The sequence below is a fragment of the Halomonas sp. SL18_1 genome, from assembly GCF_055755715.1.
This window is the reverse complement of the sequence record NZ_JBVTRK010000001.1, coordinates 2,010,429-2,036,278: the sequence shown is the minus strand read 5'-3', so window position 1 is coordinate 2,036,278 and position 25,850 is coordinate 2,010,429. Positions and strand designations below refer to the sequence as shown.

31 protein-coding genes and 4 pseudogenes are annotated in these 25,850 nt (G+C 64.6%); 14 read left to right on the top strand and 21 right to left on the bottom strand.

What is annotated here, in order from left to right; all coding sequences use genetic code 11:
• Window positions 1-105: 105 nt before the first annotated feature.
• From ACSJDS_RS10290 to ACSJDS_RS10260, 7 genes are read left to right on the top strand one after another with little or no spacing between them, the layout of a single operon-like run.
• Entirely contained in the window at window positions 106-330 is a 225-nt protein-coding gene (locus ACSJDS_RS10290; RefSeq protein ID WP_473033192.1) for a hypothetical protein, read from the top strand.
• Entirely contained in the window at window positions 324-824 is a 501-nt protein-coding gene (locus ACSJDS_RS10285; protein ID WP_473033190.1) for an SDR family oxidoreductase, read from the top strand. The genes ACSJDS_RS10290 and ACSJDS_RS10285 overlap by 7 nt, the downstream gene beginning before the upstream one ends.
• A 52-nt stretch (window positions 825-876) precedes the next feature.
• Window positions 877-1,500 carry an ArsR/SmtB family transcription factor gene (locus tag ACSJDS_RS10280; protein WP_473033188.1) on the top strand — a complete coding sequence of 208 codons (624 nt, stop codon included), beginning with the start codon at window positions 877-879 and terminating at the stop codon, window positions 1,498-1,500.
• Window positions 1,473-1,868, top strand: a complete 396-nt coding sequence (locus tag ACSJDS_RS10275) for a VOC family protein (protein ID WP_473033186.1) — start codon at window positions 1,473-1,475, stop codon at window positions 1,866-1,868. Before ACSJDS_RS10280 ends, ACSJDS_RS10275 begins: the two co-directional genes overlap by 28 nt.
• A 13-nt stretch (window positions 1,869-1,881) precedes the next feature.
• Window positions 1,882-2,586 (top strand): DUF899 domain-containing protein, encoded by a 705-nt coding sequence (locus tag ACSJDS_RS10270; RefSeq protein WP_473033185.1) that lies wholly within the window; start codon window positions 1,882-1,884, stop codon window positions 2,584-2,586.
• A 53-nt stretch (window positions 2,587-2,639) separates the two neighbouring features.
• Window positions 2,640-3,344 carry an aspartate/glutamate racemase family protein gene (locus ACSJDS_RS10265; protein WP_473033183.1) on the top strand — a complete coding sequence of 235 codons (705 nt, stop codon included), beginning with the start codon at window positions 2,640-2,642 and terminating at the stop codon, window positions 3,342-3,344.
• The gene (locus ACSJDS_RS10260; protein WP_473033182.1) at window positions 3,345-3,881 is read left to right on the top strand and encodes a GrpB family protein; all 537 of its coding nucleotides are present in this window, start codon (window positions 3,345-3,347) and stop codon (window positions 3,879-3,881) included. It begins immediately after the preceding gene.
• Between the two features lie 43 nt (window positions 3,882-3,924).
• Here the strand turns inward: ACSJDS_RS10260 and ACSJDS_RS10255 are convergent, their stop codons facing one another.
• On the bottom strand, window positions 3,925-4,287 hold the full coding sequence (locus tag ACSJDS_RS10255; protein ID WP_473033181.1) for an META domain-containing protein: 363 nt from the start codon (window positions 4,285-4,287) through the stop codon (window positions 3,925-3,927).
• Window positions 4,288-4,440: 153 nt separating this feature from the next.
• On the opposite strand from ACSJDS_RS10255, the gene ACSJDS_RS10250 reads away from it, so the two are divergent.
• Complete coding sequence (locus tag ACSJDS_RS10250; protein ID WP_473033180.1) at window positions 4,441-4,698, top strand: NAD(P)H-dependent oxidoreductase; 258 nt, start codon at window positions 4,441-4,443, stop codon at window positions 4,696-4,698.
• Here the strand turns inward: ACSJDS_RS10250 and ACSJDS_RS10245 are convergent.
• The 6 genes from ACSJDS_RS10245 to ACSJDS_RS10220 form a co-directional block, all read right to left on the bottom strand.
• A complete protein-coding gene (locus tag ACSJDS_RS10245; RefSeq protein ID WP_473033179.1) occupies window positions 4,662-4,874 on the bottom strand; it encodes a hypothetical protein in 213 nt (70 codons plus the stop codon). The genes ACSJDS_RS10250 and ACSJDS_RS10245 overlap by 37 nt on opposite strands.
• A 117-nt stretch (window positions 4,875-4,991) precedes the next feature.
• Window positions 4,992-5,402, bottom strand: coding sequence for an alpha/beta fold hydrolase (locus tag ACSJDS_RS10240; RefSeq protein WP_473033177.1), 411 nt, complete (start codon window positions 5,400-5,402; stop codon window positions 4,992-4,994).
• A gap of 39 nt (window positions 5,403-5,441) precedes the next feature.
• Complete coding sequence (locus tag ACSJDS_RS10235) at window positions 5,442-5,930, bottom strand: GFA family protein (protein WP_473033176.1); 489 nt, start codon at window positions 5,928-5,930, stop codon at window positions 5,442-5,444.
• A gap of 156 nt (window positions 5,931-6,086) precedes the next feature.
• Window positions 6,087-6,245 (bottom strand): hypothetical protein, encoded by a 159-nt coding sequence (locus tag ACSJDS_RS10230; protein WP_473033175.1) that lies wholly within the window; start codon window positions 6,243-6,245, stop codon window positions 6,087-6,089.
• Complete coding sequence (locus ACSJDS_RS10225; protein WP_473033174.1) at window positions 6,242-6,937, bottom strand: class I SAM-dependent methyltransferase; 696 nt, start codon at window positions 6,935-6,937, stop codon at window positions 6,242-6,244. Before ACSJDS_RS10225 ends, ACSJDS_RS10230 begins: the two co-directional genes overlap by 4 nt.
• A 129-nt stretch (window positions 6,938-7,066) precedes the next feature.
• Complete coding sequence (locus ACSJDS_RS10220; RefSeq protein ID WP_473033173.1) at window positions 7,067-8,728, bottom strand: helix-turn-helix transcriptional regulator; 1,662 nt, start codon at window positions 8,726-8,728, stop codon at window positions 7,067-7,069.
• Window positions 8,729-8,875: 147 nt separating this feature from the next.
• On the opposite strand from ACSJDS_RS10220, the gene ACSJDS_RS10215 reads away from it, so the two are divergent.
• Window positions 8,876-9,781: a cation diffusion facilitator family transporter gene (locus ACSJDS_RS10215; protein WP_473033172.1), complete on the top strand. Its 906-nt coding sequence runs from the start codon at window positions 8,876-8,878 to the stop codon at window positions 9,779-9,781.
• 127 nt (window positions 9,782-9,908) lie between these two features.
• Window positions 9,909-10,499: a LysE family translocator gene (locus tag ACSJDS_RS10210; RefSeq protein ID WP_473033171.1), complete on the top strand. Its 591-nt coding sequence runs from the start codon at window positions 9,909-9,911 to the stop codon at window positions 10,497-10,499.
• A gap of 9 nt (window positions 10,500-10,508) precedes the next feature.
• On the opposite strand, the gene ACSJDS_RS10205 is transcribed toward ACSJDS_RS10210, so the two are convergent.
• The 3 genes from ACSJDS_RS10205 to ACSJDS_RS10195 form a co-directional block, all read right to left on the bottom strand.
• The gene (locus tag ACSJDS_RS10205; protein ID WP_473033170.1) at window positions 10,509-10,994 is read right to left on the bottom strand and encodes a GNAT family N-acetyltransferase; all 486 of its coding nucleotides are present in this window, start codon (window positions 10,992-10,994) and stop codon (window positions 10,509-10,511) included.
• 179 nt (window positions 10,995-11,173) lie between these two features.
• A complete protein-coding gene (locus ACSJDS_RS10200; RefSeq protein ID WP_473033169.1) occupies window positions 11,174-12,007 on the bottom strand; it encodes a helix-turn-helix domain-containing protein in 834 nt (277 codons plus the stop codon).
• A gap of 248 nt (window positions 12,008-12,255) precedes the next feature.
• Window positions 12,256-12,858, bottom strand: coding sequence for a LysE family translocator (locus ACSJDS_RS10195; protein WP_473033168.1), 603 nt, complete (start codon window positions 12,856-12,858; stop codon window positions 12,256-12,258).
• A gap of 98 nt (window positions 12,859-12,956) precedes the next feature.
• Between ACSJDS_RS10195 and ACSJDS_RS10190 the strand changes: the two genes are divergently transcribed.
• Both ACSJDS_RS10190 and ACSJDS_RS10185 read left to right on the top strand, forming a co-directional pair.
• Window positions 12,957-13,085: a hypothetical protein gene (locus ACSJDS_RS10190; protein ID WP_473033167.1), complete on the top strand. Its 129-nt coding sequence runs from the start codon at window positions 12,957-12,959 to the stop codon at window positions 13,083-13,085.
• A gap of 20 nt (window positions 13,086-13,105) precedes the next feature.
• A pseudogene (locus tag ACSJDS_RS10185) lies at window positions 13,106-14,236 on the top strand (aminotransferase-like domain-containing protein); the annotation flags it as partial.
• A gap of 213 nt (window positions 14,237-14,449) precedes the next feature.
• Here the strand turns inward: ACSJDS_RS10185 and ACSJDS_RS10180 are convergent.
• Window positions 14,450-16,660, bottom strand: a complete 2,211-nt coding sequence (locus tag ACSJDS_RS10180; RefSeq protein WP_473033166.1) for an OsmC domain/YcaO domain-containing protein — start codon at window positions 16,658-16,660, stop codon at window positions 14,450-14,452.
• Window positions 16,661-16,901: 241 nt separating this feature from the next.
• Between ACSJDS_RS10180 and ACSJDS_RS10175 the strand changes: the two genes are divergently transcribed.
• Complete coding sequence (locus ACSJDS_RS10175; protein WP_473033165.1) at window positions 16,902-17,540, top strand: CIA30 family protein; 639 nt, start codon at window positions 16,902-16,904, stop codon at window positions 17,538-17,540.
• Here ACSJDS_RS10175 and ACSJDS_RS10170 read toward each other — a convergent pair.
• From ACSJDS_RS10170 to ACSJDS_RS10150, 5 genes and pseudogenes are all read right to left on the bottom strand, one after another.
• On the bottom strand, window positions 17,534-17,968 hold the full coding sequence (locus ACSJDS_RS10170; protein ID WP_473033164.1) for an SDR family NAD(P)-dependent oxidoreductase: 435 nt from the start codon (window positions 17,966-17,968) through the stop codon (window positions 17,534-17,536). The two genes, ACSJDS_RS10175 and ACSJDS_RS10170, sit on opposite strands and share 7 nt — an antisense overlap.
• Window positions 17,965-18,297 (bottom strand): SDR family NAD(P)-dependent oxidoreductase, encoded by a 333-nt coding sequence (locus ACSJDS_RS10165; protein WP_473033163.1) that lies wholly within the window; start codon window positions 18,295-18,297, stop codon window positions 17,965-17,967. The genes ACSJDS_RS10170 and ACSJDS_RS10165 overlap by 4 nt, the downstream gene beginning before the upstream one ends.
• 196 nt (window positions 18,298-18,493) lie before the next feature.
• Window positions 18,494-19,387 (bottom strand): dihydrodipicolinate synthase family protein, encoded by an 894-nt coding sequence (locus tag ACSJDS_RS10160; protein WP_473033162.1) that lies wholly within the window; start codon window positions 19,385-19,387, stop codon window positions 18,494-18,496.
• An 80-nt stretch (window positions 19,388-19,467) separates the two neighbouring features.
• Window positions 19,468-19,791, bottom strand: a pseudogene (locus tag ACSJDS_RS10155) (zinc ribbon domain-containing protein YjdM); the annotation flags it as partial.
• A 173-nt stretch (window positions 19,792-19,964) separates the two neighbouring features.
• Window positions 19,965-20,330, bottom strand: coding sequence for a GFA family protein (locus tag ACSJDS_RS10150; protein ID WP_473035017.1), 366 nt, complete (start codon window positions 20,328-20,330; stop codon window positions 19,965-19,967).
• An 85-nt stretch (window positions 20,331-20,415) separates the two neighbouring features.
• On the opposite strand from ACSJDS_RS10150, the pseudogene ACSJDS_RS10145 reads away from it, so the two are divergent.
• Window positions 20,416-21,773, top strand: a pseudogene (locus ACSJDS_RS10145) (IS1380 family transposase).
• A gap of 371 nt (window positions 21,774-22,144) precedes the next feature.
• Here the strand turns inward: ACSJDS_RS10145 and fos are convergent.
• From fos to ACSJDS_RS10120, 5 genes and pseudogenes are all read right to left on the bottom strand, one after another.
• On the bottom strand, window positions 22,145-22,543 hold the full coding sequence (gene fos, locus ACSJDS_RS10140) for a fosfomycin resistance glutathione transferase (RefSeq protein WP_473033160.1): 399 nt from the start codon (window positions 22,541-22,543) through the stop codon (window positions 22,145-22,147).
• 352 nt (window positions 22,544-22,895) lie between these two features.
• Window positions 22,896-24,046 (bottom strand): annotated as a pseudogene (locus tag ACSJDS_RS10135) (IS91 family transposase).
• Window positions 24,039-24,911: a tyrosine-type recombinase/integrase gene (locus tag ACSJDS_RS10130; RefSeq protein ID WP_473033159.1), complete on the bottom strand. Its 873-nt coding sequence runs from the start codon at window positions 24,909-24,911 to the stop codon at window positions 24,039-24,041. Before ACSJDS_RS10130 ends, ACSJDS_RS10135 begins: the two are co-directional and overlap by 8 nt.
• A 208-nt stretch (window positions 24,912-25,119) precedes the next feature.
• Window positions 25,120-25,329 (bottom strand): hypothetical protein, encoded by a 210-nt coding sequence (locus tag ACSJDS_RS10125; RefSeq protein WP_189463553.1) that lies wholly within the window; start codon window positions 25,327-25,329, stop codon window positions 25,120-25,122.
• 128 nt (window positions 25,330-25,457) lie between these two features.
• Complete coding sequence (locus ACSJDS_RS10120) at window positions 25,458-25,850, bottom strand: hypothetical protein (RefSeq protein ID WP_473033158.1); 393 nt, start codon at window positions 25,848-25,850, stop codon at window positions 25,458-25,460.

Sequence of the window (25,850 nt, the reverse complement as noted above, 5' to 3'; positions counted from 1 at the left end):
GTATCTGCCTGGCCCAACGACGCTTGACCTCAAGTGAAGTCGAGGGGCTAGCCTCGCTGATGAACGAGCCGATACCTGGCTCGCCAACATGCGAGGAGGCAGCAGGTGCGCATCATGATCGTGGGAGCGAGCCAGGGGCTGGGGAGAGCCTTCATCGACGGACTGGGCGACAGCGGTGATCGTCTGATCGGCGTATCGCGCAGCGTGCCGACGAGGCTGCCCGAGCGTGCCGGCATCGACATCGAGTGGATTGCCGCCGACCTGGCCTCGCCCGAGCCGGCGGCCGCCAAGGTGGCCGGGGCGATGGCAGGGGCAAGCTGGATGTGCTGATCTATAACCTGGGGCTGTGGGAAAGCCGGGCCTTCGAGCCCGACTACCGCTTCCTGGCGGACAGCCCCGCGGAGCTCCAGCACATGGTCACGGTCAACGTCAGCGCGGCCATCCTGCTGATCCAGGCGCTGCTTCCCGCGCTACTTAGCTCCGCCGCTCCACGCATCATCCTAACCGGCTCGACCTCCGCGCTACCCGGCCACGGCAGGCCGGAGGTCACCTTCAGCGCCACCAAGTTCGCCCTGCGCGGCATCGCCGAGGCGCTGCGCAAGGGCTTCCGCGACCAGGGCCTGGCGGTCACCTGCCTGCAGCTCGGCTATCTCAATACCGAAGACGACCTGGCCGTGCCCCTCGAGCGCGCAGCCCAACGCGACGAGGGCGAGTCCATTCCGCTTCATGACGTGGTCCATTTGGTTCGCACTTTGCTGGCGCTGTCGCCGAATACCTACGTCAGGGAAGTGGTAATGCCGGCCATCGGCGATACGCGCTTCTAGAATATTAAACCATGTGGTTGACAAACCAGCACCCGCCGACTATTTAAACCATATGGTTGAATTTAATGAGATGCACCTGGACCGGGTCTTCCACGCCCTGGCCGACCCCACCCGTCGCCGGCTTCTCGAGCGGTTGGCGGCCGGTGAGCGCAAGGTCGGCGAGCTGGCCGAGCCGTTCGACATCTCGCTCGCCGCCGTCTCCAAGCACGTGCGCGTACTGGAGCAGGCGGGCCTGGTGGAGCGGCGCGTCGAAGGACGCGCCCACTACTGCCGGCTGCAACCGCAGCCACTGGCGGCGGCGGAACAGTGGCTAAGCGTCTACGAAGGATTCTGGAGCCAACGCCTGAATGCACTGGAAGCGGCGCTGAAGGCCGAGCCCCATGACAAATTGTCGGATGAGGGGGAGGGAAAATCGAGTAACACCGGCTACGGCGAGAAGATTGCCGAGGAGAGCATCCGCTTCGAGCTCAGCGAAGCCGGCGATCAGGTACGCCTGGTGGTGACCCATCGTCGCCTCGCCGATGACGACACCATGGTCAATGTGGCCAGTGGCTGGCATACCCATCTCAGCGTGCTGGAAGGCGTGCTGCTGGGCCATACCCCTGCCCCTTTCTGGCCCACCTTCGAGCGCCTAGAGGAGGAGTACCGATGCCACATCATGTCGCCCCGCAGCTGATGTTCGAAGGCAATGCCGAGCAGGCCATGCGCTTCTACGTCTCGCTGTTCGACGATTCCGACATCGTCCGGCTCGAGCGCTATGGCCCCGAAGGGCCTGGTAGGGAAGGCAGCATCGTCCAGGCCGAATTCACCCTGGCCGGCCGGCGCTACACCTGCATCGACAGCCACATCACGCACCCCTTCAGCTTTACGCCTTCGATATCGCTATTCGTCGAGTGCGAAAGCCGCGAAGAGTTCGAGCGCCTTCGCGAGCAGCTCGGGGCGGATGGCGAGACGTTGATGCCAGCCGACGACTACGGTTTCAGCACGCGCTTCGCCTGGCTCAACGACCGCTTCGGCGTCTCCTGGCAACTCAACCTGGCTTGAGAGGAAGAACACTATGGTACCCCTGGCCCTGCCCCCTATCGTCTCCGAAGAAGAATGGCGCATCGCTCTGGACGAACAGATCGCCCGCGAAAAGGCTCATACCCGTGAGCGCGACCGCCTAAACGCTGCGAGACGCCGCCTGCCGATGGTCGAGGTGAGCGCCGACTACGTCTTCGATGGGCCACAGGGCGAAGCCAGCCTGCTCGACCTATTCGAGGGACGTCGCCAACTGATCGTCTACCATTTCATGTTCGGCCCCGACTGGCAGGCCGGCTGCGACGGCTGTTCCTGGGTGGTGGACGCCATGACCCACCCCGCCCACCTGCACGCCCGCGACACCACCCTGGTGCTGGTCTCCCGCGCATCGAGGGAAAAGCTTCTACGCTATCAGGCACGCATGGGCTGGCAGCACCCGACGTGGTACTCGTCGCTGAACGGCAGCTTCAACCAAGACATGGGCGTGACGAGCTGCAACTGTCATGCTCCCGACACCGACCGCGGCGAACGCCATGGCATCAGCGTCTTCCTGCGCGACGGCGAGCGTATCTACCGGACCTACTTCAGCGGCAAACGCGGCGTGGAGTACCTCGGCAGCCTGTGGTCCTACCTGGACCTGACGCCCTACGGTCGCCAGGAGAGCTGGGAGGACTCACCGGCAGGCTGGCCGCAGACGCCACCCTATGGTTGGAACCGACGTCATGACGAATACGAGACATAGTCGAGCCGTTCGACAGTGATGGAGTGAACGGCAATAAGAGGAGGGACACGACCATGAAGACCATTGGCCTGCTCGGCGGCATGAGCTGGGAATCCACCGCCAGCTACTACCGGGCGCTCAACGAGGGGGTCAAGGACGCCCTGGGCGGGCTGCATTCGGCCAAGCTGTGCCTCTACAGCGTCGACTTCGCCGAGATCGAGCGGCTGCAGCACGCCGGCGACTGGGACGCCACCGCCGAGATCCTCAGCCACGCCGCTCGCAGCGTGGAGGCCGGCGGTGCCGACTTCCTGCTGATCGGCACCAACACCATGCACAAGGTCGCAGCAGAGATCGAGGCCTCGACCTCCATCCCGCTGCTGCATATTGCCGATGCCACGGCACGGCGCCTAGCCAATGACGGCATTCAGCGTGTCGGCCTGCTCGGCACCCGCTTCACCATGGAGCAGGACTTCTACAAGGGGCGAATCGCCGAGGGCTTCGGCATCGAAGTCCTGGTACCCGACGAGGCCCAGCGCGACCTTATTCACGAGGTGATCTATACCGAGCTGTGCCTGGGCGAGGTGAAGGAAATGTCACGGCAGCGCTATCTGGAGATCATCGATTCGCTACACGAACGTGGCACCGAGGCGGTAATCCTCGGCTGCACCGAAATCGCCCTGCTGGTGCAGCAGACCCATACCGAGGTACCGCTCTACGACACTACGGCCATTCATGCCGAGGAAGCGGTCAGGTGGGCGCTCGGCGATTCAGGAGACTAGATGAACGACGCCCAGTCGCTGCAGCAGGCCATTGACGAGCCAGTGCAGTTGGTGGAGTACGATTCCACCTGGCCGGCACGCTACGCCGCCGAACGCGACCGCTTGCTGCAGCGATTCCACGCCGAGCTGCTCGACGTACAGCATATTGGCAGTACCGCCATGCCCGGCATGCCGGCCAAGCCCATCATCGACGTCATGGCCGGGGTCGCTTCCATGGCCATGGCCGACGCCCTGTTCGAGCCAATGCTCGATTACGGCTACGTGACCTCGATTGAGTTCAACGCCGGCCTGAGCGACCGCCGCTGGTTCATGCGTCACGCCAACGGCCGGCGTACCCACCACCTGCATGTGGTGGTGCTCAACGGCGAGCTGTGGCGCCAGCGACTCGCATTCCGCGACGCTCTGAGCCGCGACCCGGCGCTGGCCACACGCTATGCCGACCTCAAGCGCGAGCTGGCTTCCCGCCACCATGCGGGTCGAGAAGCCTATACCCAAGCCAAGGGCGAGTTCGTACGCTCGATCATAGGGCCGCGCTAGAGTTTCGGCCATGGCGCTCGCTGAGGATTGTCGGCATCGCTTATCAGTTGAGATGCACCGCCTCGAAGTGCGCCACGGCAGTGCCAGAGGCATCCCGCAGGGTCAGCGTCTGGCCTTCGATCTGCCAGGTTGCGGTTGCCTCCAGCGCGGCCAGGAAGGCCTGCTCGGTCTCACCGCCGTGCAGGCAGGCCATGCGCGTGGTGATCAGGGGGCCGAAGTGAAGGGCCTCGCTCTCCAGCCGATAATCACCGGCCAGGCGGTTGCATCCGGTGGAGCCCGCCAAGCGGTTGTCCTCGGTGTGCAGCACGAAATGCGCCTCACGCTGGCTGTCTACCGCCTCGGGCGTCGCATTGCCGACCTGGGTCAGCTTCCAGTAGGTGTTCACCAGCGGTTCGTCATGTGTCATTGAACCCTCCATGGCGGTACAGCCCATTAGCACGATGGCCATCGATCCCAGCAAGATGGCAAAAGTTTTATTCATTCTCGTTCTCTCAAGTAGCGATACACATAGATGAGCGGGCCAAGAGACTTGCGCAGCATACCGATGCCAGGTCAAGCGATGCCGGCAGGCCGCCGCCAGGTCCTCCCCCGCCGGGGTCGGCGCATAACCCATGCGCGAGCGCTCGAACAGCGCCACGCCCAGCCGGCCATGCTCAAGGGCTGGTTCGACCGGGGTGTCGTCTACGGCAGGCTCTACACCGGCAGCATGCGCTACGACCGCGGCCGTTTTCCCGAGAAGAAGGTCATGCTTTCGGTGACCACCGGCGCCCCGGCGCCAACCTATGACGCCAAACGCCACAGCTCCAGCAGCGCCTGATTGATGGGATCACCGGTCAACTGGATCTCGTGGCCAGCGCCTTTTACGACCCGGCGAAACGCGTCGATACTCTCCGCCAACTCGTCGCAGATCGCTTCGAATCCTTCCCCATGGCCCCCGGAGACGACGAGCTTGGGGAAACCAGCTTTCTTTAGGTCGACGAGCGGAAGTGCCATATCCCACGTCGTTCTTCCCCAGCGAAGTACCGGGACCAGCGGCACGACTTGGTCGAGGACGCCAGGGGAAGCGTCTGGGGATCCGTCCCCACGGCCCGGAGGAAGCACTCCGCCCACTCACCATCCGGTATATCGAGATCCCACATCTCCCGAATCCCATTGACGAGAGCCCGTGCCGCCCCATCGTGCCGTGCGAGAGAACGCGGCTGGCTCAAGGAGCGCCAGGGAGAGCGCCGCTTCGGGACGGCGGGCCGCGGCGAACATCGCGGCCATACCGCCGTAGGAATGGCCGACAAGGTGAGCGCCATCGCCCATCACCTCAGCGATATCATCCGCGTCTTGCAAGAAGTCTTCGCCCGCTGCCGCTGGACTGCATCCGTAGCCGCGCCGGTCGAGCACGAGAAGTTGGTAGCCCTCACCGGCGAGCGGTTGCTGCGCTTCCCACTCCTCCCGGCCGGTCGCCAGAGAGCCGTGTATTAGGACAACAGGCTCCCCCGAGCCCCATGTCTCGATGCATAGGTCGCTCATGTGGGCTTCTCCACTCCCTCGACATTAATCCCGCATCCATCAGCGGTATTCGTCGTCGGACTTCTCCAGCCCCAGCCGTTGGTGCCACTCGGCGATGCTCTCCTCCGGGTAGCCGGCGAAGCACTGGTCATTGTCGCGCGCCTCCACTTCCACCCAATTGGCCTTGCTGTCCAGCAGCAGGTGGACCCGCTCGGGCGGGATCGGCAGTTCGCTGTCGATGGCCGAGGCGAATGGGTGGACCAGCGTCGGCCAGCGGGGATCGAAGACCCAGAGGGCACTGGCGCAGTGGCGACAGAAGTGGCGCTCGCCGGGGCTTAGCGCGCCGTCGACCACCGCACGGTAGACACCCTTGTGCTCGGCGCCTTCGACCACGAGGGTCTCCGCCCGCCCGCTCAGGTTGATGGCGTAGCCGCCACCCCCGGCGGTCTTGCGACAGATCGAGCAGTAGCAGCGCTGGTAGGGGTAGGGGTGCGGCGACGCGACGCGAAACCGCACCGCGCCGCAGTGGCAGGAACCTTCGAGCAGCATGACCTCTCCTCCCGGATCAACTGGCTGCTACCAGTCTAGTGCAGAGTCATGCACTCACGGCCCAGCTACCCCCTCCCCTCGAACCGCCCCCTCAGCGCTCGATACCGCACTCTTCGTCCAGCGCCGCTCCCTCTTCGGGGTCGAGGGGATCCCATCTCATACTCCTCCTCCCGGTTTGCGCTGGCCGAGAATCACCTGGTACTCCCGCTGGATGTGCAGCCCGGCGTCGGTGCGGAATTTTCCATGGTAGGCATCGATCTCGCGCTTGAAATCGGCGAGCCGGTCCGCCGGCAGCGACTCGATGACCCGCTTCATCGGGCCGAACCCCTGGGCGTACCACTGCCAGGCGCTCTCCTCGTCGGCCAGGTAGTGATCATTGACGCCCGGCTCGAAGGTGAGCGCGAAGTCCTGCCCCAGCAGCTCGCGGACGTGGGCCGGGTCTCCCCAGTCCAGGGGCGAGGGTCCCGGTGGCGGGGCGGGGCTGTACTTGCCGATGATGCCAAGGAAGTCGGCGACGCTGCCCTGGGGGTCCCAGACCAGCAGGACCAGCCGCCCCCCGGGCGACAGACCCGCGCCAGCTCCCTGGCGGCCTGGTCGTGATTGGCAGCGAACATCACGCCGAAGGTGGATATCACAGCGTCGAAGCTAGCATCGGGGAAGGGAAGCGCCTCGGCATCCGCCTGCCGAAAGGTGATCGGCGGACGGGTATGGGCCGACAGTGTCTCCGCCGCGCTCAGCAACTCGCTGGCGATGTCGACGGCCGTAACGCTGGCCCCCGCCCGGGCGACGTTGCGGGCCGTCCAGCCGGTGCCAGTGGCGACGTCGAGAACCGACTCCTCGGAGCCAGGGCTCAGCCGCTGCGCCGCATGGGCCAGGGCGTCGGAGACCCCGAAACTGATGGTGTCGTAGTCGTGCCCGCCGAGCCCCCAGGTGAGTGCTGCCTGTTCATGGTGCGGCAGGACGGGAGTGTACCGTTCACGGACGCCGGTGAGTTCAGAATGTGTCATGTCGTCCTCCGTATTGGCGGGTTCACTCTTCAGGCTAGGGCAGGCAGCCGGGCCTGCCATCGAGGGAAACCCCCAAGCGAGGGAGGACGCCGGATGGGGAATTCTCCCATGGTGACCGGCCGGCGGGCGTCAGATCAGGTGGTGTTCGTAGGCGTAGGCCGTAGCGGCGGTCCGGGAGGCGACGCCGAGTTTGTCGTAGAGGTTGCTGAGGTGGCGGTCGATCGTCTTCTCGCTGAGGCAGAGCTCGGCGGCAATCGCCTTGTTGGTCTTGCCCGTGGCCACCAGGCGCAGGACCTCGAGCTGGCGGCGACTCAATCGGTGCTCGGCCCTGGAGCCGACCGCGGGCCGGTCGAGATCGGCCAGGAAGACGTCCGTCTGTTCAAGCGCGTCGGCGGCACCGAGCGCCTTCAACTTGGCGCGGGCGGCAGTGGCTTCCTCGGCGGCACGGGCCGGTCGACCCAGCGAAGCCAGTACCTCGGCGAGCTGGAGGCGCGCCAAGCTCCCTTCATAGGGCATGCCGCACTCTTCGAAACAGGCCACGGCGTCTTCGAAACAGGCCTTGGCCCGCGCCCGCTCCCCGGTGGTGTCGGCCACCCTGGCCCTCGCCTGGCAGACTGCACCGCGCAGCGCCGTTGAATCGAGCACCTCGGCAATGGCCTCCAGTTCGCTCAGCGCCTCACGGGCACGGGCCGCATCGCGCCGCGCCGTGCTCAACTGGACCCAGAGCTCCCAACCGACCAGACGCTGCAAACGATTGGCGGACGGAATCTGCCGCGGATCGCGGTCGATCCAGTCCTCGGCATCCGCCAGGCGGCCGGCCTTCAGCGCCAGGCGGGCGAGCCCGAGGGCAGCCAGCGGGTGCCACTCGGCCCGCTGCAGCAGTTGCCTGGCCTCCTCGCCACGCCCCTGCCGCCGACGCAGCTCGGCGAGCCGTACCGCGGCTTCGGCTTCCCAGGGCGGTCGACTGGCCTCGAAGAGGGCCTGGGCCTCAGTCAGGGTCGCTTCCGCCTCCCGCCACTCGCCGCGCAGCGTCAGCATGGCACCAAGACGCGCTCGGCAGATCCCCTGGGCGCCGACCAATCGCACGCGATCGACAAGTTCATGCATCTGCTCGCACCACTCTGCCGCGCGTCTCAAGTCCCTGACCCGATCGCAGGCATCGACGAGAAAGCAGAAGATGGCGATCTTCCACACCTCCTGCTGGAGTTCACCGCCGAGTGCCGCCGCCGCTGTCTCGTCGAGACACGCCATGCCCGCCGCCACCCGGCCTTCGCTCACCAGGCCAAGCCCCTCCATGGCACGCGCCAGGATGGCCAGATCGGTATCGCCGCAGTGCCGAGAGACGTCGCTCGCTTCGGCGGCGCAGCGCTTGAGTTGCTGAGGATCTTCGGCCACCAGGATGGGTGCCCAGCGTTCGAGGACCCGTTGCCAGCCGTGTTCCGGGGCGAGCGGCAGCTCCTCGAGAAGATGGCGTGCCCGCTCCCGCCAGCCATTGGCGATCGCCCGCTCGCCCCGGAAGTCGCCGTGATCCATGGCCAGCCACATCGCCATGCGCGCCGCAGCGGTGTCGTCCCCGGACTGGCGGTAGAGCCGATAGGCCGCCTCGCGGGAGCCGATCGACATGCTCCCGTCGTTGAGCCACCAGGCCGCCCAGCTCAGCCCCTCGTACGCCTCGGCCGTCTCATGCTCGGACAGCAGGCTCTGGAACGAGGTGAGCGCCGCTTCCCACTCGCCCTGCTGGAGGGCCTCGTTGGCGCGCACCAGGAAGTCTTGTGTCGTGTTCGGCGTCATGAGGATCTGGCCATTGGACTCCCGCTCTTTTGGCCTAGCAGCTGGAATCACGAACTGTCAACGCCCCCGCTGCCAAAGCAGGTGCCCCCCTCCCTCGGCATTAAACTTTCGGATAAGATAGAGGGCTTTATGTATCAGAGGCCCCAGATGCAAGCCACCCTCGAACAGCGCGCCCTCAAGTTATCCATCGTCATGACCCTGCTGGTGTCTGCCCTGGGGGTCACCCTCGGCCTGCTGGCTGGGTCCCAGTCGATTCTCTTCGACGGGGTCTTCTCCACCATCGATGCCGCCATGTCAGCACTGGCGCTGCTGGTGGCCAAGCTCGCCGTGCGAGAGGCCAGCCAGCGCTTCCAGCACGGCTACTGGCACCTGGAGCCGCTGGTGGCCGCGCTCAATGGCAGCATCCTGATGCTGCTGTGCTTCTACGCCTTCCTCAACGCCGTGCAGGGGCTGATGGAGGGCGGCCGCGAGCTGGACTTCGGTATCGCCATCGCCTATGCGGTGGTGGTGGCCATTGTCTGCTTCGGCATGTTCACCTACGAGAAGCGCCTGAACCGCCGCGCCGACTCGGAGTTCGTGCGCATCGATATCCAGAGCTGGCTGATGGCCGGTCTGATCACCGCCTCGCTGCTGGTGGCCTTTCTCATTGCGCTGCTGCTGCAGGGCACCGACTACGCCCACTGGACCCGCTACGTGGATTCGCTGCTGCTGGTCGTGCTGACGGTGTGCTTCATGCCGGTGCCCATCGGCATCGTGCGCCGCGCCCTGAAGGAGGTGTTCCTGATCGCCCCCAGCCACATCGACCGCGAAGTGCACGCCGCCATGGTGCCGGTGATGGCACGCGAGGGGCTACTCGAGTACTACAGCCACGTGGCCAAGGCCGGGCGTGGCCACTTCATCGAGATCCATATCGTCACCACGCCCGAGTTCGGTGCCGGTCAGGGCATCGCCGTGCTCGACGAGATTCGCGAGCAGATCAGCGCCGGGCTCTCCATCCCACCCGAGAAGCGCTGGTTCACCGTGTCCTTCACCGCCGATCCACGCTGGGCGTAGGCGTCTCAGGCTCCGGCGGGATATCGAGCGGCGCCCCGTCAGGTCGTGACTCAGGGCAATTTTGTGCAATACCGGGGGGCAGGAGGAGGACAGACTCGGGGCATCGTTTGCCTTCGAGGAATCCCCCATGACCCTGTCCCTGATCTTGCCAATGTCGGCCTTCGCCCTGGCAGCCTCGATCTCCCCCGGCCCGGTAAACCTGGTCTGCCTGAGCAGCGGCACCCGCTACCCCCTGCCCCGGGGGCTGATCTTCGTCACCGGGGCGACCCTGGGCTTTATCGTGCTGTTCCTCGCCGTAGGCCTGGGGCTCTATTCGCTGCTGGCGGTGGTACCGGGGCTGGAAACGGCCCTGCGCTGGGCGGGGGTGGCCTTCTTGCTCTATTTGAGCCTGCGCTTGTTTCGCGACGATGGCCGGCTGCCAGAGGATGACGGCCAGCGGGCCCCGGGGTTTATGGCGGGGGCCCTGATACAGTGGCTCAATCCCAAGGCCTGGCTGGCCTCGGCCTCGGGCATCGGCGCCTATACAGGCGGCGACATGGGCCAGGTGGGGCTCTTCGCCGCCCTCTACCTGCCCATCTGTTGGCTCTCCCTGGCCAGTTGGGTCTATGCCGGGGCCTTCCTGCGGCGCTACGTCCACCGTCCCGCGGTCCTGGTCACCATCAACCGCAGCCTGGCGCTGCTGCTCGCCGTCAGCTGCGTCTACCTGTTGATAGACTGAGCCCCCGCACTATCTGCGAGGCATGACGAAATCGCGGCGCATGATGGTCACCGCCTCGCCACGGTAGTCGCGCGCTTCCAGGTCACGCCAGCCCAGCCGCCGGTAGAGGGGTTGCTGATCCGGCGTGTAGAGGTAGAAGTGGCCGAGCCCCGCGGCCTGGGCCTCCTCCTCCACCCGTTGCACCAGCCGCGAGGCGATGCCCTGCCCCCGCCACGCCGGCAGCACGAAGACCGAGGCCAGCCAGGGCGTCAGGTCGCGACGGTCGCTCATATCGTCGGCCACCAGGCTGGCCGTCCCCACCGGGGTGTCACCCTCCAGGGCGGCGAACACCGAGGGCACCCCGGCCGGGCCACACTCGTCCCGCAATAAGGCGATGGCGCGCTCCAGGCTCCGGCCGGGGTGCAGGTGCCCCCAGGCGTCGTGGGTCCGTTTCGCCAGGGTAGCCAGGTGGGGCGAGTCGCTGGCGATGCGCACGAGGCGGATCCTTGCTTCCATGTCGGTCGGTTTCCTTATCTGTGAGGGGGCACATGGCCCAGGTATCGGGCGCTGCCTGGGGACGATTCCGGTCAGACCCACGATACCCAGGCCAGCGCGGCCAGGTAGAGGCCCATGCCGAACGACAGGTATGCCACTAGGCTCTTAAACCGTGCACACGCCAACGAGATCAGCGCCGGCTAGGGCTCGAGACGCGAGCGGCGGTATTGATCCGGGGTGGCGGCCACCAGGCGCTTGAAGGTGCGTTGGAAATGCGGCTGGTCGCTGAAGCCGGCTCTCAGTGCCGCCTCGGCGATGGACGTGCCCCGCTTGAGCTCGCGCTGCCCCAACTGGACACGGCGATTGATCAGGTAAGCGTGGGGCGTCAGGCCGAAGTGCTGCTTGAAGACGCGGATCAGGTGCCCGGGGCTGTACCCGGCGCGCGCGCACAGGGTATCCAGGGAGACCTCCTGGGTGGGGTGCGCGTCCAGGTAGGCGGCCAACTCGCGCAGGAGCGCCGGCGGTAGCGGCCGCGGCTGGGCCGGCTGCCCCGCCAGGTGGCGCATCAGCGCCGAGAGGTAATCGACTACCTCGCTCTGCTTGTCCAGCAGGTCACGGTGCGGGTCCAGCAGGGCATCGGTCATGCGCAGATAGCCAGCATACCAGGCGGGATCTGTCACCACCGCGGTGGGCATATCCTGCCAACGCGGCGTCTCGAGCAGCCCTGCCCCGAAGCGCAGTTCAGTCAGCCAGTCGGTGTCCACATAGAGCATGCGGTAGCCCCAGGGCTGATCGTCGATGGGGTTGCAGGCGTGTACCCACTCCGGGTTCATCATCACCAGTTGACCGGCGTAAATTGGGTGACAAGCCTCCCGGTAATGAAAGCTACTCCGCCCGGCGGTCACAGCACCCAGAGACCACTGCACATGGCTATGGGGCGCATAGCCGACCCTGCGGCCATCGTCGACCAGGCGCAGTTCCAGGTGCGGCAAGCGCGCATGGCGCCAGAAGCGGGGTCGGCTGGCAAGGGTCACGGCTCATCTCCTGAGACTTTCCCGACGAGTCTATACCGCCACCGCCACCGCCACCACGGCCCTAAGCGCCATCGGCGGCGCGCTCCAGATCGGCGATGGCGATCTTCGTCATGGTCAGCGTCGCCCCGCCGCGCCGGCGGTGTGGTCGCCCACGGTGGCCAGTACGCCGGCATGCACGTAGCCGTCCTGCTGCCGATGATCCTCGCGCACCGCCAGCCGCGTCTCGAGCATCATCATCTCTCCTCTAATCACCCCAGTATGAATATCACGCAGGCAGCGGTAAGCCCACCCATCAGCGCGTTGAAGCGTCGCCAGGCCTGCGGCGTATGCAGCCAGCGGCCGATGGCGGTGCCAAAGCCCGCCCAGAGCGCGATGCAAGGCAGCGCCACCAGCTCGGCGAAGCCGGCCAGCAGCAGGGCATTGACCAGGGTGTCGCCACCGCTGGGCAGAAAGCCCGCCATCAGCGCCAGGCCCATCACCCAGGCCTTGGGATTGGCGAACTGGAAGGCCGCCGCCTGCCAGAAGCTCAGCGGCCGCCCCTCCCCGCCGCGGCGCAGATCGGGCGGCGGCGCGGTGGCAATGCGCCACGCCAGGTAGAGCAGATAGGCGCTGCCCACCACGCGCAGCAGCATCTGCACCGCCGGGTAGCGCTCGAAAAGCAGCCCGAGCCCCAGGGCGATGCCGGCAAACAGCAAAAAGCAGCCGCCCAGGATGCCGAAGATATGCGGCAGGGTGCGCAGGAAACCGTAGTTGGCTCCGGAGGCGGTGAGCATCACGTTGTTGGGGCCGGGGGTGATGGTCATGGAGATCATGAACAGGGCCGCCGGCCCGAGGAATGCCAAGGCTTCCATTGAATTGCACCCATACAATAGTTGATTAATTGCGTCTTATCGGCTAGCTTTTCCAGCATAATCGGTGCAATTTTGGCGTCAAAGGTTTTATTGTTACCATGACAATCTGGATACCCCGGCTCGACGATCAGGGCCCTCGCTACCGCGCCATCGGCGAGGCCATCGCCCGGGCCGCGCAGAGCGGCGAACTGCAGCCCGGCCAGCGCCTGCCCCCCAGCGGCGCCTAGCCGATGCCCTGGGCGTCACGGTGGGCACCGTGACCCGTGCCTACGCCGAGGCCGAGCGCCAGGGCTGGGTAACGGCCCGGGTCGGCAGTGGCACCTATGTGCGCGGCGCCGAGGCCTCGGCGGGTCGCCCCTTCCTGGCCAATCGCCCCGGCGACGACGACGTGATCGACCTCAGCCTGAGCCTGCCGCCGCCCCACCCGCTGCGCGCCGCGGCCTTGGGTCGCGCCCTGCAGACCATCGCCCAGGACGACGAGGTGCTGAAGCGCTGCGTCGAGTACCAGCCCGAACGCGGCGTGCCCGCCCACCGCGAGTGCCTGGCGGAGTGGATGACCGGGCTCGGCATGCCGGTGGCGGCGGAGTCGCTGCTGATCACCCAGGGCGGCCAGCACGGCATCAGCCTGGCGCTGCAGGCGCTGACCCGCCCCGGCGAGCGCATCGCCGCCGATGCGCTCACCTATCCCGGGCTGATCGGCGCCGCTCAGCAGGCCCACCTCAAGGTGCTGGGGGTGGCGATGGACGACAGCGGCATGGACCTGGACGCCCTGGCGCGGCTCTGCGCCCAGCAGCCGCCGCGGCTGGTCTACGTCACCCCCGACCAGAACAACCCCACCGGGGTGCCGCTCAGCGAGGCCCGGCGGGAGCGCCTCGCGGCGCTGGCCCGGCAGCACGACTTCTGGATTCTCGAAGACGGCGTGCAGTACCTGCCCGAGGCCGAGCGCGGCACGCCGCTCTATCGGCTGGCGCCGGAGCGCACCCTGTTCGTGTTCAGTACCGCCAAGGTGCTGGCCGGCGGGCTGCGCATCGGCACCCTGTCGGCGCCGGCGGCGCTTCGCGAGCGGCTCGGCGCGGCCCTGCGCGCCCAGAGCTGGATGGTGCCGCCGCTGATGGTGGAAGCCGTGTGCCGCTGGGTGGCCAGCCGCGACAGCGAGCGGCTGCTGGCCTGGCAGACCGAGGAGCTGGGCGCGCGCCAGCGCCTGGCCCGCCAGCGCCTGGCGGCCTACGCCCCTGCCGGGCGCCCCCACGGCGCCAACCTCTGGCTGCCGCTGCCCGGCGAGCTGCGCAGCGCCGCCCTGCTCGAGGGGCTCGAGCGGCGGGGCCTGCGGGTCACCAGCGCCGAGCCCTTCTGCGTCGGCGGCGAGCCGGCGCCCCAGGCGCTGCGCCTCTGCCTGAGCGCCGCCGATTCCCGGGAGGCGCTGAGCCGCGCCCTCGACCTGCTGGTCGAGGCGCTGGAGGAACCCCCGCCCTCCCCTGGCGCACCCTGTAAGCGCCGCCGGATCGCCGCCCCCAAAACGCCAAGCCCTCGAGCCAGTGAACTGACTCGGGGGCTTGATGAGGATGACGCGGCCCGGCGGCGCCGCTGGCGATCAGGCCGGGGCGCGCAGCGCCGCCCTGGCGGCTCGCGCCGCGTGCAGCTTCTGGTAGCTCTCGATCAGGCGCTGGTGCTTCTCGAGACCCTCCAGCGCCATGCTGGTGGGCGTCAGGCCGTGGAAGCGCACGCTGCCGTCGACCGAGCCGATCACCGCCGCGATGGTCGCCTCGCCGAACATCCGGCCCAGGTTGTAGCGGAAGTCGTCGATCTCCAGCTCGTCGTCCAGCGCGATCTCCAGCACCGCCTGCACCGCGCGATAGAAGAGGTTGCGCTCCACGGTGTTGTCGTTGAACTGCAGGAACATCCCGACCCGCTCCAGGGCCTCCTCGTGCTGACCCAGCGCCAGGTGGATCAAGAGCTTCAGCTCGAGGATGGTGAGCTGCCCCCAGTCGGTGTTCTCGTCGAACTCGATGCCGATCAGGGTGATGATGTCCATGTGCTCGTCGAGCTGGCTCTCCTCCAGCCGTTCGAGCAGGTCGGCCAGCTCGGTATCGCTCAGGCGGTGCAGGTTGAGGATATCCTCACGGTACTGCAGCGCCACGTTGGTGTTGTCCCAGACGAGATCCTCCACCGGATAGACCTCCGAGAACCCGGGCACCAGGATGCGGCACACCGGCGCACCCAGGTCCTGGTGGATGGCCATGTAGGCCTCCAACCCCAGCTCTTCCAGCAGGCCGAACAGGGCCGCCGCCTCCTCCTCGTTGTGACGAGCGCCGCCGTCGGTGAAGTCCCAGTCGCAGAACTCGATATCCGAGCGGGCGCTGAAGAAGCGCCAGGAGATCACCCCGGACGAGTCGATGAAGTGCTCCACGTAGTTGTTGGGCTCGGCCACCTCCAGGGAGTTGAAGGTGGGCGGCGGGAAGTCGTTGAGGCCCTCGAAGCTGCGACCCTGCAGCAGCTCGGTGAGGCTGCGCTCCAGCGCCACATGAAAGCTCGGATGGGCGCCGAAGGAGGCGAAGACGCCGCCGGTCTTGGGGTTCATCAGGGCAACGCACATCACCGGGAACTGACCGCCCAGCGAGGCGTCCTTGACCAGCACCGGGAAGCCCTGGGCCTCCAGCGCCTCGATGCCCTCGACGATCTCGGGGTAGCGCGCCAGCACCTCCTCGGGCACGTCCGGCAGCGCCAGCTCCTCCTCGATGATCTGCTTCTTCACCGCGCGCTCGAAGATCTCCGAGAGGCACTGCACCTGGGCCTCGGCCAGGGTGTTGCCCGCGCTCATGCCGTTGCTGAGATAGAGATTCTCGATCAGGTTCGAGGGGAAGTAGACTGTCTCGCCGTCGGACTGGCGCACGAAGGGCAGCGAGACGATACCGCGATCGGCCCGGCCGGAGTTGGTGTCGATCAGGTGCGAGCCGCGAAGCTCCCCTTCCGGGTCATAGAGCTCGCGGCAGTGCTCATCGAGGATCTCCGCCGGCAGCGCGTCGCCCGGTCCCGGCTTGAACCACTTCTCGTTGGGATAGTGGACGAAGTCGCTGTCCGCGATCGCCTCGCCGAAGAACTGGTCGTTGTAGAAGAAGTTGCAGCTCAGCCGCTCGATGAACTCGCCCAGCGCCGAGCAGAGCGCGCTCTCCTTGGTGGCGCCCTTGCCGTTGGTGAAGCACATCGGCGAGGCGGCGTCGCGGATATGCAGCGACCACACATGGGGCACGATGTTGCGCCATGAGGCGATCTCGATCTTCATGCCGAGCTCCGCCAGGTGGGCGGAGAGATTGGCGATGGTCTGCTCCAGCGGCAGGTCCTTGCCCTCGATCCAGGTGCTGCCCTCGCCCATCGCCTTGCCCATCAGCAGCGCCTGGGCGTCCTCGTCGATGTTCTCGACCACCTCGATCTGGAACTCGGGGCCTTGCTGCACCACCTTCTTTACCGTGCAGCGGTCGATGGAGCGCAGGATGCCCTGGCGGTCCTTCTCGGCGATATCCTCCGGCAGCTCCACCTGGATCTTGAAGATCTGCTGGTAGCGATTCTCCGGGTCGACGATATTGTTCTGCGACAGCCGGATGTTCTCGGTGGGGATGTCCCGGGCGTTGCAGTAGACCTTGACGAAGTAGGCCGCGCACATGGCCGAGGAGGCCAGGAAATAGTCGAACGGCCCCGGCGCCGAGCCGTCGCCCTTATAGCGGATCGGCTGGTCGGAGATGACCGTGAAGTCGTCGAACTTGGCCTCCAGACGGAGGTTGTCGAGATAGTTGACCTTGATTTCCATGGGGCACCGGACGAGTTGGCGTGGGCAGTACGAGGGGAAACCCGCCATTATCCAGCTTTTCCCACCGGGCGTCATGGCGCGGTTACAAAAAGGCACCCGCCCCGGCGGTCACATCGTGACTCGCGGGCCGCGATCGCCCTGCAGCGCCGCGGCACGGGACCGCCAGTGGCGTGACGCCGGGGGACATGCCAAGCTGCCGATGCCATGCCGGTCATTTCGATCGCCACGATGAGGAACGGTTATGCCGCGCTTTCTTCTGATCACTACGATCGTCGTCATCAGCACCGTTGCTGCCATGTTCACGTTTCTCTTTTTCTTCTCCGATGTGCAAGCCAGCGACCGGCGGGGTACCGTGACGACTGAGACCGCGCTACCGGGAGAGCCCATGTCACACCTGATCGACTTCCAGGACCCCGAGGAGCCACACCGCTGGCGGGCCATCAACGACGGCGTCATGGGGGGCATCTCTCGCGGGGGCATGCGGGTGGAGGCCGGCGTGGGCATCTTCAGCGGCGAGATCTCGCTGGAGAACAACGGCGGCTTCGCCTCGGTGCGCCGCGAGCCGCAGGCCTTCAACCTCAGCGACGCCGACGCCCTGTCCCTCCACGTGCGCGGCGATGGCCGCCGCTATCAGCTGCGCCTGTATACCGACCAGCTGCCCAGGGGGGCTGCCTACCGGGCGCTGTTCCAGCCGCCCGCCGGCGAATGGCAGCGGGTGGCGCTACCCTGGGAGGCATTCAAGCCGGCCTTTCGCGGCCGGCTGCTGGAGGATGCCCCGCCCCTCGATCCGGCGGCGGTCACCCAGCTAGGGGTGATGCTCGCCGACCGAACCGCCGGACCGTTTCGGCTGGAGCTGGCCTGGCTCGACGCGCCTCACTGAGCGCAGTAGCCGCCGTCGACCAGGTAGGTGTTGCCGTTGCAGCCGGAGGCCAGGTCGGAGAACAGGAACACTGCCATGCCCGCGCACTCCTCGTTGGTGACATAGCGCCCCAGGGGAATTCGTGCCGTAAAGGCCTGCTGCACCTCCTCGCCGTGGCCCGGATTGGCCTGATCCTCAATGGAGCGCATCATGCGGTTGTCCACCGGGCCCGGATTCAGGGTGTTCACCCGAATGCCCTCCGGGCCGAGCTCCGCCGCCAGGCAGCGCATCATCCCCACCACCGCATGCTTACTGCTCACGTAGGGTGACAGCCCCGAGGCACCGCGCACGCCGGCCACGCTCGAGGTGATCACCACGCTGCCGCCGCCCGCCTGGCGCAGCGCCGGCAGCGCCGCCTCCACGCCGAAGCGCACGCCGTGCACGTTCACCGCGAAGACCTTCTCCCAGGCCGATCGGAACGGCTATCGAACGGGCCCACCTCGCCTTCGATACCCGCATTGAGAAACACCCCGTCCAGCCGACCGAAGCGCTCCAGCGTCGCCGCCACCATGCGCTCGTTATCCTCGCGCCGGCTGACATCCACCGCCATACCCAGCGCACGCTCACCGAGCGACTCGGCAATCGCCTCGACCGGGGCCGCCTCGCGGTCGGTAATCACCACGCTAGCGCCCTGGTCGTACGCCATGCGCGCCGTGGTCTCGCCGATGCCGCCCGCACCGCCGGTGATGACGATCACTTTTCCGTTCAAGCTGCTCATGTCCGACTCCAGAAACAGGGGAAATGCGCGAGCCATGGGACGACTCGCCGGTCAGGCAATCGTCGCCGACACACGCCAGAGGATAAAGCACTCAAGCGGCGTTCCCATCAAAGGTTTGATGTGCATCAAGCAGAGCAAGAGATCACGGAAGCGCCACAGAACTCGCCCTCTGACGCCGCGAAGCGTGGGCATTTCGTCACGCCAAAGCCAACGCCTCCATCGCGGCCGCGAGCCGCTGGCGCCCTTCGCCGCTCAGGGATCTCAGCGGCTGCGGCAAGCAGGGCGAATCCACCACCCCCTGCAGTTCCGCGGCGGCCGCGACAACGCGCAGGCTGCCGCCGTTCTCGCGGAACAAGGCCCATAGCGACGCTAAGCGCTCTGACAGGCGTGTCGCCTGCTCGGCATCCCCGGCCTGGGCGGCGCGGGTTATCGCCAGCGCCGTGGTGGGAAAGAGTCCCCCGATCACGGAGTACCACGCCTCGCAGCCGGCATTCAACCCGGTGGCGGCAACGGCATCGCCGCTCACCCCCAGGGTAACGTGGGAGGGAATCTGCTCGCGAAGTCCCTCAACCCGGGCTCTTGCAGCCTCCGGCTCCACCGGCACGCCGGGAATCTTGATGGACGCCACCATGGGAAGCCGGGCGATCTGGGCATGAAGTGCGTCGGTGAAAACGAACTGCGTGGTGCCGGGGTTATCGTAGACGCACAGAGGTACCGACAGGGCCTGTGTCACCGTTTCAAAGAGCCCATAGACTTCCTCGGCGAACAGCTTCTGGTAGGACATTGGCGCGAGCAGCACCCCGCTCGCGCCCGCCGCCTGGGCATCGTCGGCCAGGGTAAGCACATCGCGGGTGCGCAGCGCACCGATGCCGGCGATCACCGGGATCTTGCCCGCATGCTCCACCGCAAGCGCCACCACCCTCGCCCGCTCGGCCTTCGTCAGGTAGGCATAGTTCCCGGTAGAGCCCAGCACCCCGATCGAATCGACTTCGGCTGCGACCAGGCGCTCGATCAAGCGAACGAAGGCGGCCTCATCGAGACCGCTCTCATTCATCGGGGTCAAGGGAAAGGCGCTTAAGCCAGTAAACATGCTGGACACTCCCGAATGATGGAACCCTGGCAATCATGGGGGCTGAGTATTTCCGATACCATCTGGGCCTGATAGCCGGCTCAGGCCTTTTTGACGAACTGGGCGGTCACCATCATGTCGCCGGCACCATCCACCTTGCAGTCCAGCTGATGGTCCTTGCCGTCTACAATGCGGCGAATCACGGCCTTCGTGCCGATCTTGAGCACGATCGAGCTGCCTTTTACCTTCAGGTCTTTGGCCAACGTGACCTTGTCACCCTCGGACAGCAAGGTTCCATTCGCATCTTTCACCGACACGACATCTTCAGCAACCACTTCTGACGGATTCCACTCATGAGCGCACTCAGGACACACCAGGTGGTCTTGATCCTGATATACATACTCAGACTGACAGTTCGGACAGGGGGAAGCGACATGAGCCTATTTCTCTAAACATAATCAAGTCGAACATGGTACTGCGCGCCTGGCGCGATAGCAAGTGCGACACTGTCGACTTGGGAAGTATAACATTACATTAACAATAGGCAGAGAGGCAAGGCGTCAGAGACACCCAACTTACAAGGCTTGTCATCACTGTATCAGCCATTCTCAGTGAACTGGGGGAGGTCGTCAGTAATATCGAACCATGGTGCTTTACTTCCCACAAATACATGGCGATTTGCGCGAACACCCGGATCAGTATCAAGAGTGCCTAGAGGGAGCGCATAATACTCAGGGTTAAAATCGAATTTAGTGTGAATGCTCGATCCACAGTTCATACAAAAAACCTTGAACTCTCCCGGTGAGGACTCATACGCTTTGAGTAGCTCATGCCCGCTGACGGTCTGCCAGTCATCGACCCGCACCTTGGCACAGGTGCGAAAAGCCGCCGCATGGAGTTTTCGGCACATAGAGCAATGGCAATTGTAGACATCACTAAGATCACCATTTACTTTATCCTGAATCCGTGAGGTCAGCCACCCGAAATGCTTCTAACTCACTGACCTGAATGGCAATATAGCTGATATCGCCATTCACCCAGACAGTGCCATGCCCAACGTCAAATTCCGCGCCAGTCGCCGCACCCTTACCAGCCACGCCGGGCTATCCATCATCGGGCAGTGCCTCGAGATCGCCGGCGTCGACAGCATCGACAGCCGCTTCCCCACCACGCTGGGCATGCGCACCAGCGACGTGGTCAAGAGCTACCTGGGCCTGCTGTGCCTGGGCATGAGCGACTATGATGCCATCGAAAACTTCCGTCGCGACAAGCCCTTCCAGCAACTGCTGACCCTGCAGAAGGTGCCGAGCACGGCGACGCTGCGACAGCGGCTGGAGAAGCTTGCCGCCAACGACCTGCAGGCACGCACCGCCACCTGGTCCACCACCCTGCTGTCGCTGGTGGAGGCACCGATCACCGCCGAGACGACACATGTCTGCCTCGACATCGACACCTTCGTCATGGACAACAGCAACTCGAAGAAGGAAGGCGTCTCGCGGACCTACAAGAAGGTCGACGGCTACACCCCAATCGCCGCCTACCTGGGCAACGAAGGGTGGTGTCTGGGCCTGGAACTGCGTCCCGGCAAGCAGCACACCATGAAGGAGAGCAACGCCTTCCTGGAGCGGGTGCTGCCCCGCGCCCAAGGCCTGACCGAGCGACCTATCTTGCTGCGTGAGGACAGCGGCTTCGACAGCCAAGCGCATCTGGCCCTTCTCGAACGGCAGCGGCTGGCCTTTGCCGAGGAAGGCCGCCAGCTGGACTACCTCGTCAAATGGAACCCGCGGGACTCGGCCACGGCCGATCAGGACACCTGGCTGGCCGTGGCGGCGGACTATTGGGAAGAATTGCGCCCGGAAAGCGCCAGGCACTATGGACGCAGACCGTCTCGATCCGCGATGGTCGGTCTGAGTACGAGCTCAAGCGCGTGATGCGCCTGGTGGAGCGCACCGCCGATCACGATGGCCAGTTACTGCTCGAACCGGAGTATGAGCTGGAAGGCTGGTGGACCAGCCTGGACGAGGCGCCGGAGGCGGTGATCAAACGCTACCAGGCGCATGCCACTCATGAGCAGTTTCACAGCGAGATCAAGACCGATCTCGACCTGGAGCGGCTGCCGTCGGGAAAGTTCGCCACCAATGATCTGATTCTGCACCTCGCCCAGCTGGCCTACAACATCCTGCGGCTGATGGGCCAGATGGGCATGACCGGCGAGCTGAGCCCGGTGCGCCATCCCGCCAAGCGGCGCCGGATCCGCACCGTGCTCCAAGAGTTGGTACATCGCGCGGCTCTCGTGATCCACAAGGCACGGCAGGTCATCCTCGACTTCGGGCAGGACATCGGGCGCATGACGGTGTTGAACACCCTGCGATGCCGCCTTCGCTATCCCCGAGGCACACCATGCTGATCGTCTGTCGGACAACGACATCACGTAGAGGGCTGACGGTCACCGGCAGCCAGCATCACCGTGCCCGGCGGGTAGCTATGCATGTCAAAACGGGCTGCCGTCGCCGGTCGACGCCGCCCTGGTCGGCCATCACCGGCATGCATTGGGCAGTTGAGACGGAATCGGAGGTCAAAAAATGCGCACTGGCGGTGATAGGGGAAGTGTCGGCGCTGGCTTCACGGAATCAGGTTTATATTTGACGCCTCCGCAAAGGCAGCTACCTGATAGATTCATTGACTCAACTTCCCTGTGTGATAACGCCCGCGCTCACGCGCCGGTTTGGAGCTGCGAAGCAGCGGAAAAGCGGTCGCTGTGCAGCCGATTGTTACGTTTCAGCACCATACGAGCCCCTTGTAGGGTGCCATCTCCAGCTCCGCTAGGCGCGTTGTCAAGGTGCCGCAGTGAAGCTCGAGGCGATGGCCGTCTGGATCAAGCAAATACAGCGAGTCGCCCTCACTAGTGTTCTGTTTCCACTCCTCGACCCCAACCTCGCTTCGTTTCGCGCGCAGCTCCGAGAGCGATTTTTCGCTGATACTGAAGGCGACATGCGTGTAGTCTTTGGCGGGCTCAGGTTCGCCCAAGCTCAAGCAAAGCCACATGTCACCAGCCGTGAGATAGGCGCCAGTATTCCAGTAAACATGCAGCTTCATACCTAGAAAATCACGATAGAACTGGATCGATGCGCTCAGGTCTCTGACAGAAAAAGTAATGTGATTGATCCCGGTAATCATGTGCTCAATCCTGAAGAAACGTAACTGTTCAGCATTTATTCGCCGTGCGCAGCATGGCGAATAAATGCCTGTTGGACTAAGCCGCCCATCAGGCTGCTGCGCAGCTTCTATAGGGTTTTGTATTGGCCGGGGTGCCGGCTGAAGCAATCGATCGCACGTGGGCGAGTCGGTTATGACGCGTGCGGGCAGTGATGTGGGTCACGATTCCCCTCTCCGACTGGCGCAATTTTTCCCAACGTAACCCGCCTGCTGGCCAAAATCCATCGTCAGGACAAGCGCCGCCGCGGCCCGCAAGCGGGCCGGATCGTCGAGTCCGTTGTCTGGCCAACTCCGTGGTGTGTCTGGCGTTACCTCATGTTCGATAGCGTTGCCCCCGGTGGTTGGGTGACCGGCCGAGGGTGGGTCGCTGGGGGTAAGGGCCCCGGCGACGCGCAGCGTCGGTCGCCGGCAGTGCGGGCAAGTGTCGGCGGGAGCCTTGTCGCTGGCAGGAGTCACGCTCGCCGGTGCCGTCTCCGCCACCATCAGCGCTTGGCGGATCTGTGCCAGACGTCGTCGCCGGCAGCGATTGGCCAGAAAGCCGTAGTGACGGACTCGCATCAGCCCCTTAGGCAAGACGTGGAGCAGGAAACGTCGCACGAACTCTTCGCCATCGAGGACGAGGCGTTTGTGTCGGTCACGGTCGCGGTAGTCCTTGTAGCGCAGGGTGACCTGATGATCGTCCACGGCGAGGATGCGGGCGTTACTGATGGCGATCTGACGCGTGTAGCGTGCCAGGTAACGGACCACGGCCGGGGTGTGCTCGAGGCAGTCCTTGCTGTAGACCACCCACTCGGTGGCCATCAGGGCATTGAGCTGGTCATCCACATCACCGGGACGAGTGACCCGATGGAGCTCGCCAGCATTCGCCGCCCGGCGCAGAGCACTCACCAGATGGCCGCGAAAGTGGCGCGACAGGGCCCGCACCGGAAACAGGTAGTGGCTACGCGCCCCATGCCAGCGGCCATCGTCACCCAAGGCGCCACCGGGGACCAGGCAGTGCAGGTGCACATGCTGGCTCAGGTTCTGCCCCCAGGTGTGGAGCACGGCACTCATGCCCATCTCGCCGCCGAGGCGCTTGGGATCGCGACCGAAGGCACGCAGCGTCTGCCAGGCGCTCTGGAACAGCCGCCGGTAGATCACCTCGGGATGCAGCTGAACCCAACCGTTGAGGCTATGGGGCAGCGTGAACACGACGTGGTAGTAGCGCACCGGCAGGATAGTCGCCTGCTGACGTTCGGCCCACTGGTGCATGGCACGGCCCTGGCACTGCGGGCAGTGGCGATCTCGACAGCCAAAGTAGTGCGGCTGGGTGTGGTTGCAGTCCGTACACTGCAGGATCATGCCGCCCATTGCCTCGGTACGACAGGCCAGCAGGTGGCCACATACCCGTTGGCGCTGGCGATCAAGGCCGACCGGGTTGAGAAAGCGCACCAGGGCCTGTTGCAGGGTGGCGGTCTTAGCCATGACCCACCTCCAGGCTCGCAACCAGGTCGATAGGCGCCTGGCCGGCCCCCTGCTGCCCCGGCAGCCAGTGCAGGTAGCGCATCGTGGACTGGATGCTACGGTGGCCCAGCAATCGCTGGAGCTGATGCACGGGCAGGCCCTGTTCCAGGGCATGCGTGGCGTAGGCATGCCGCAGGCTGTGGATGCCACCAATGCGCTCGACACCGGCCTGCCGCTTGGCCTTGCTAAAGGCCCTCTGTGGCGCACTCAGATGCAGCGCACGATCCGGGAACAGGGCGCTCGGAAACAACCAGGTTCGCGGTCGATAGGCTCGCCAGTAATCGCGCAAGCGATCAATCAGGGTCGCCGTTAACAGCACCATACGGTCTTTGGCACCCTTGCCCTGCGCGACACGCAGCTGGCCACGCTGGCTGTCGATGTCGCTGACCCGCAGGTGGCCACGCTGGCTGTCGATGTCGCTGACCCGCAGGTGGCAGACCTCGCTCACGCGCAGTCCGCAGCCGTAGCACAGTTCGAGCATCATGCGATGCTTGGGGTTGTGGCACGCGGCCAGGATCCGCCTCACCTCGTCGCGAGTCAGCAGCTCTGGAATACGCTGCGGTGTCTTCGGCACCACCAGCGATACCTCCACCGACGGCCAGTGCAGCACGTGCAGGTACAGGAAGCGCACGCCGTATAGGTAGACGCGGCAGCTGGCGGCGGACAGCCCGCGCTCTTGGACCAGGTGATAGAAGAAGTGCTGCAAATCGTCGGTGCTCAAGGTGTCAGGCGAGCGATGGAAGTAGCTCGCCAAGTCCGTGATCACCATCAGGTAGGTCGTGTGGGTACGTTGCGCAAAGCCACGCTGACGCATGGCCTCGATCATCTTCTGTCGTAAGGCAGTCATCGTCGTCACTCCGATTCATCGACCCGAATGGGTCAAGGAACAGTGTGGTTCGACGAATCGGCAGGCGTGCCTCGACGACGGCTACCGGACAGCTACCGCGAAGCGGTTTAGTTCAACGCCGCGCTCTGCGGAAATTTAGGAGCGACAGCGAGTAAATTTTCCGTAGTAGCGCCTTGTTAGAAGAGGTTCACTCTACGAAGCCGTGGTAGAAACCGACAGAGTTGACCGCCTCAACAAATCTCTTAGCTGTCTTTCGGTCCATTATTACTGTCTTTCCGTCAACAGTGATATAGATGCTGTCTTCTGGATAATAAGAGGAACGGCCAATTTCTAGCTCCATTTCCGTCCTTCCACCTTGATCTTTTATCGTTTCCTCGAAATACATGGTGGTAGCCATATAGCGCTCTCCTTGTGTAGCCCAAATTTACTGAATTGAAATTCTTCTAACGCCCGCAGCACGCGCGGCTTTGTAGTGAAGGCGAAGCCGCATCGAAAAAGCCGTCGCCGCGCCTGCGCTTGTTAGACTTAATTTCGCTTAATTTCACTATTGATATTATTTAAGACCCCCTCTTTACGCTTTTTCTGCTCTTCTTCTTTTGCAATATTTTTTAATCGCTTCGCTTCAAAGGCTTCCTCAATTTTCTTGCTCGAATCATTTGCGGCCGCTACAGCTTTTTGCAATGCAGGCATATGGTCTGGCACTAACTGACTATGATGGCAGGATATATGTATCTCATTGCCTTCGATTTTAGCGCTACGCCACATGTTGGTTTTAGTACCGTTATATGCATCTTCAAATGCTTTAATCCAAGTCAAGTCAGGCTGAGGTACGAGTTTAATCCTAAAAGCTGTATCCCCTTGTTCTTGGATTTCATCTGCATGGTTAACAACTTTATCTATCTTAACGTTTTGAGTCAT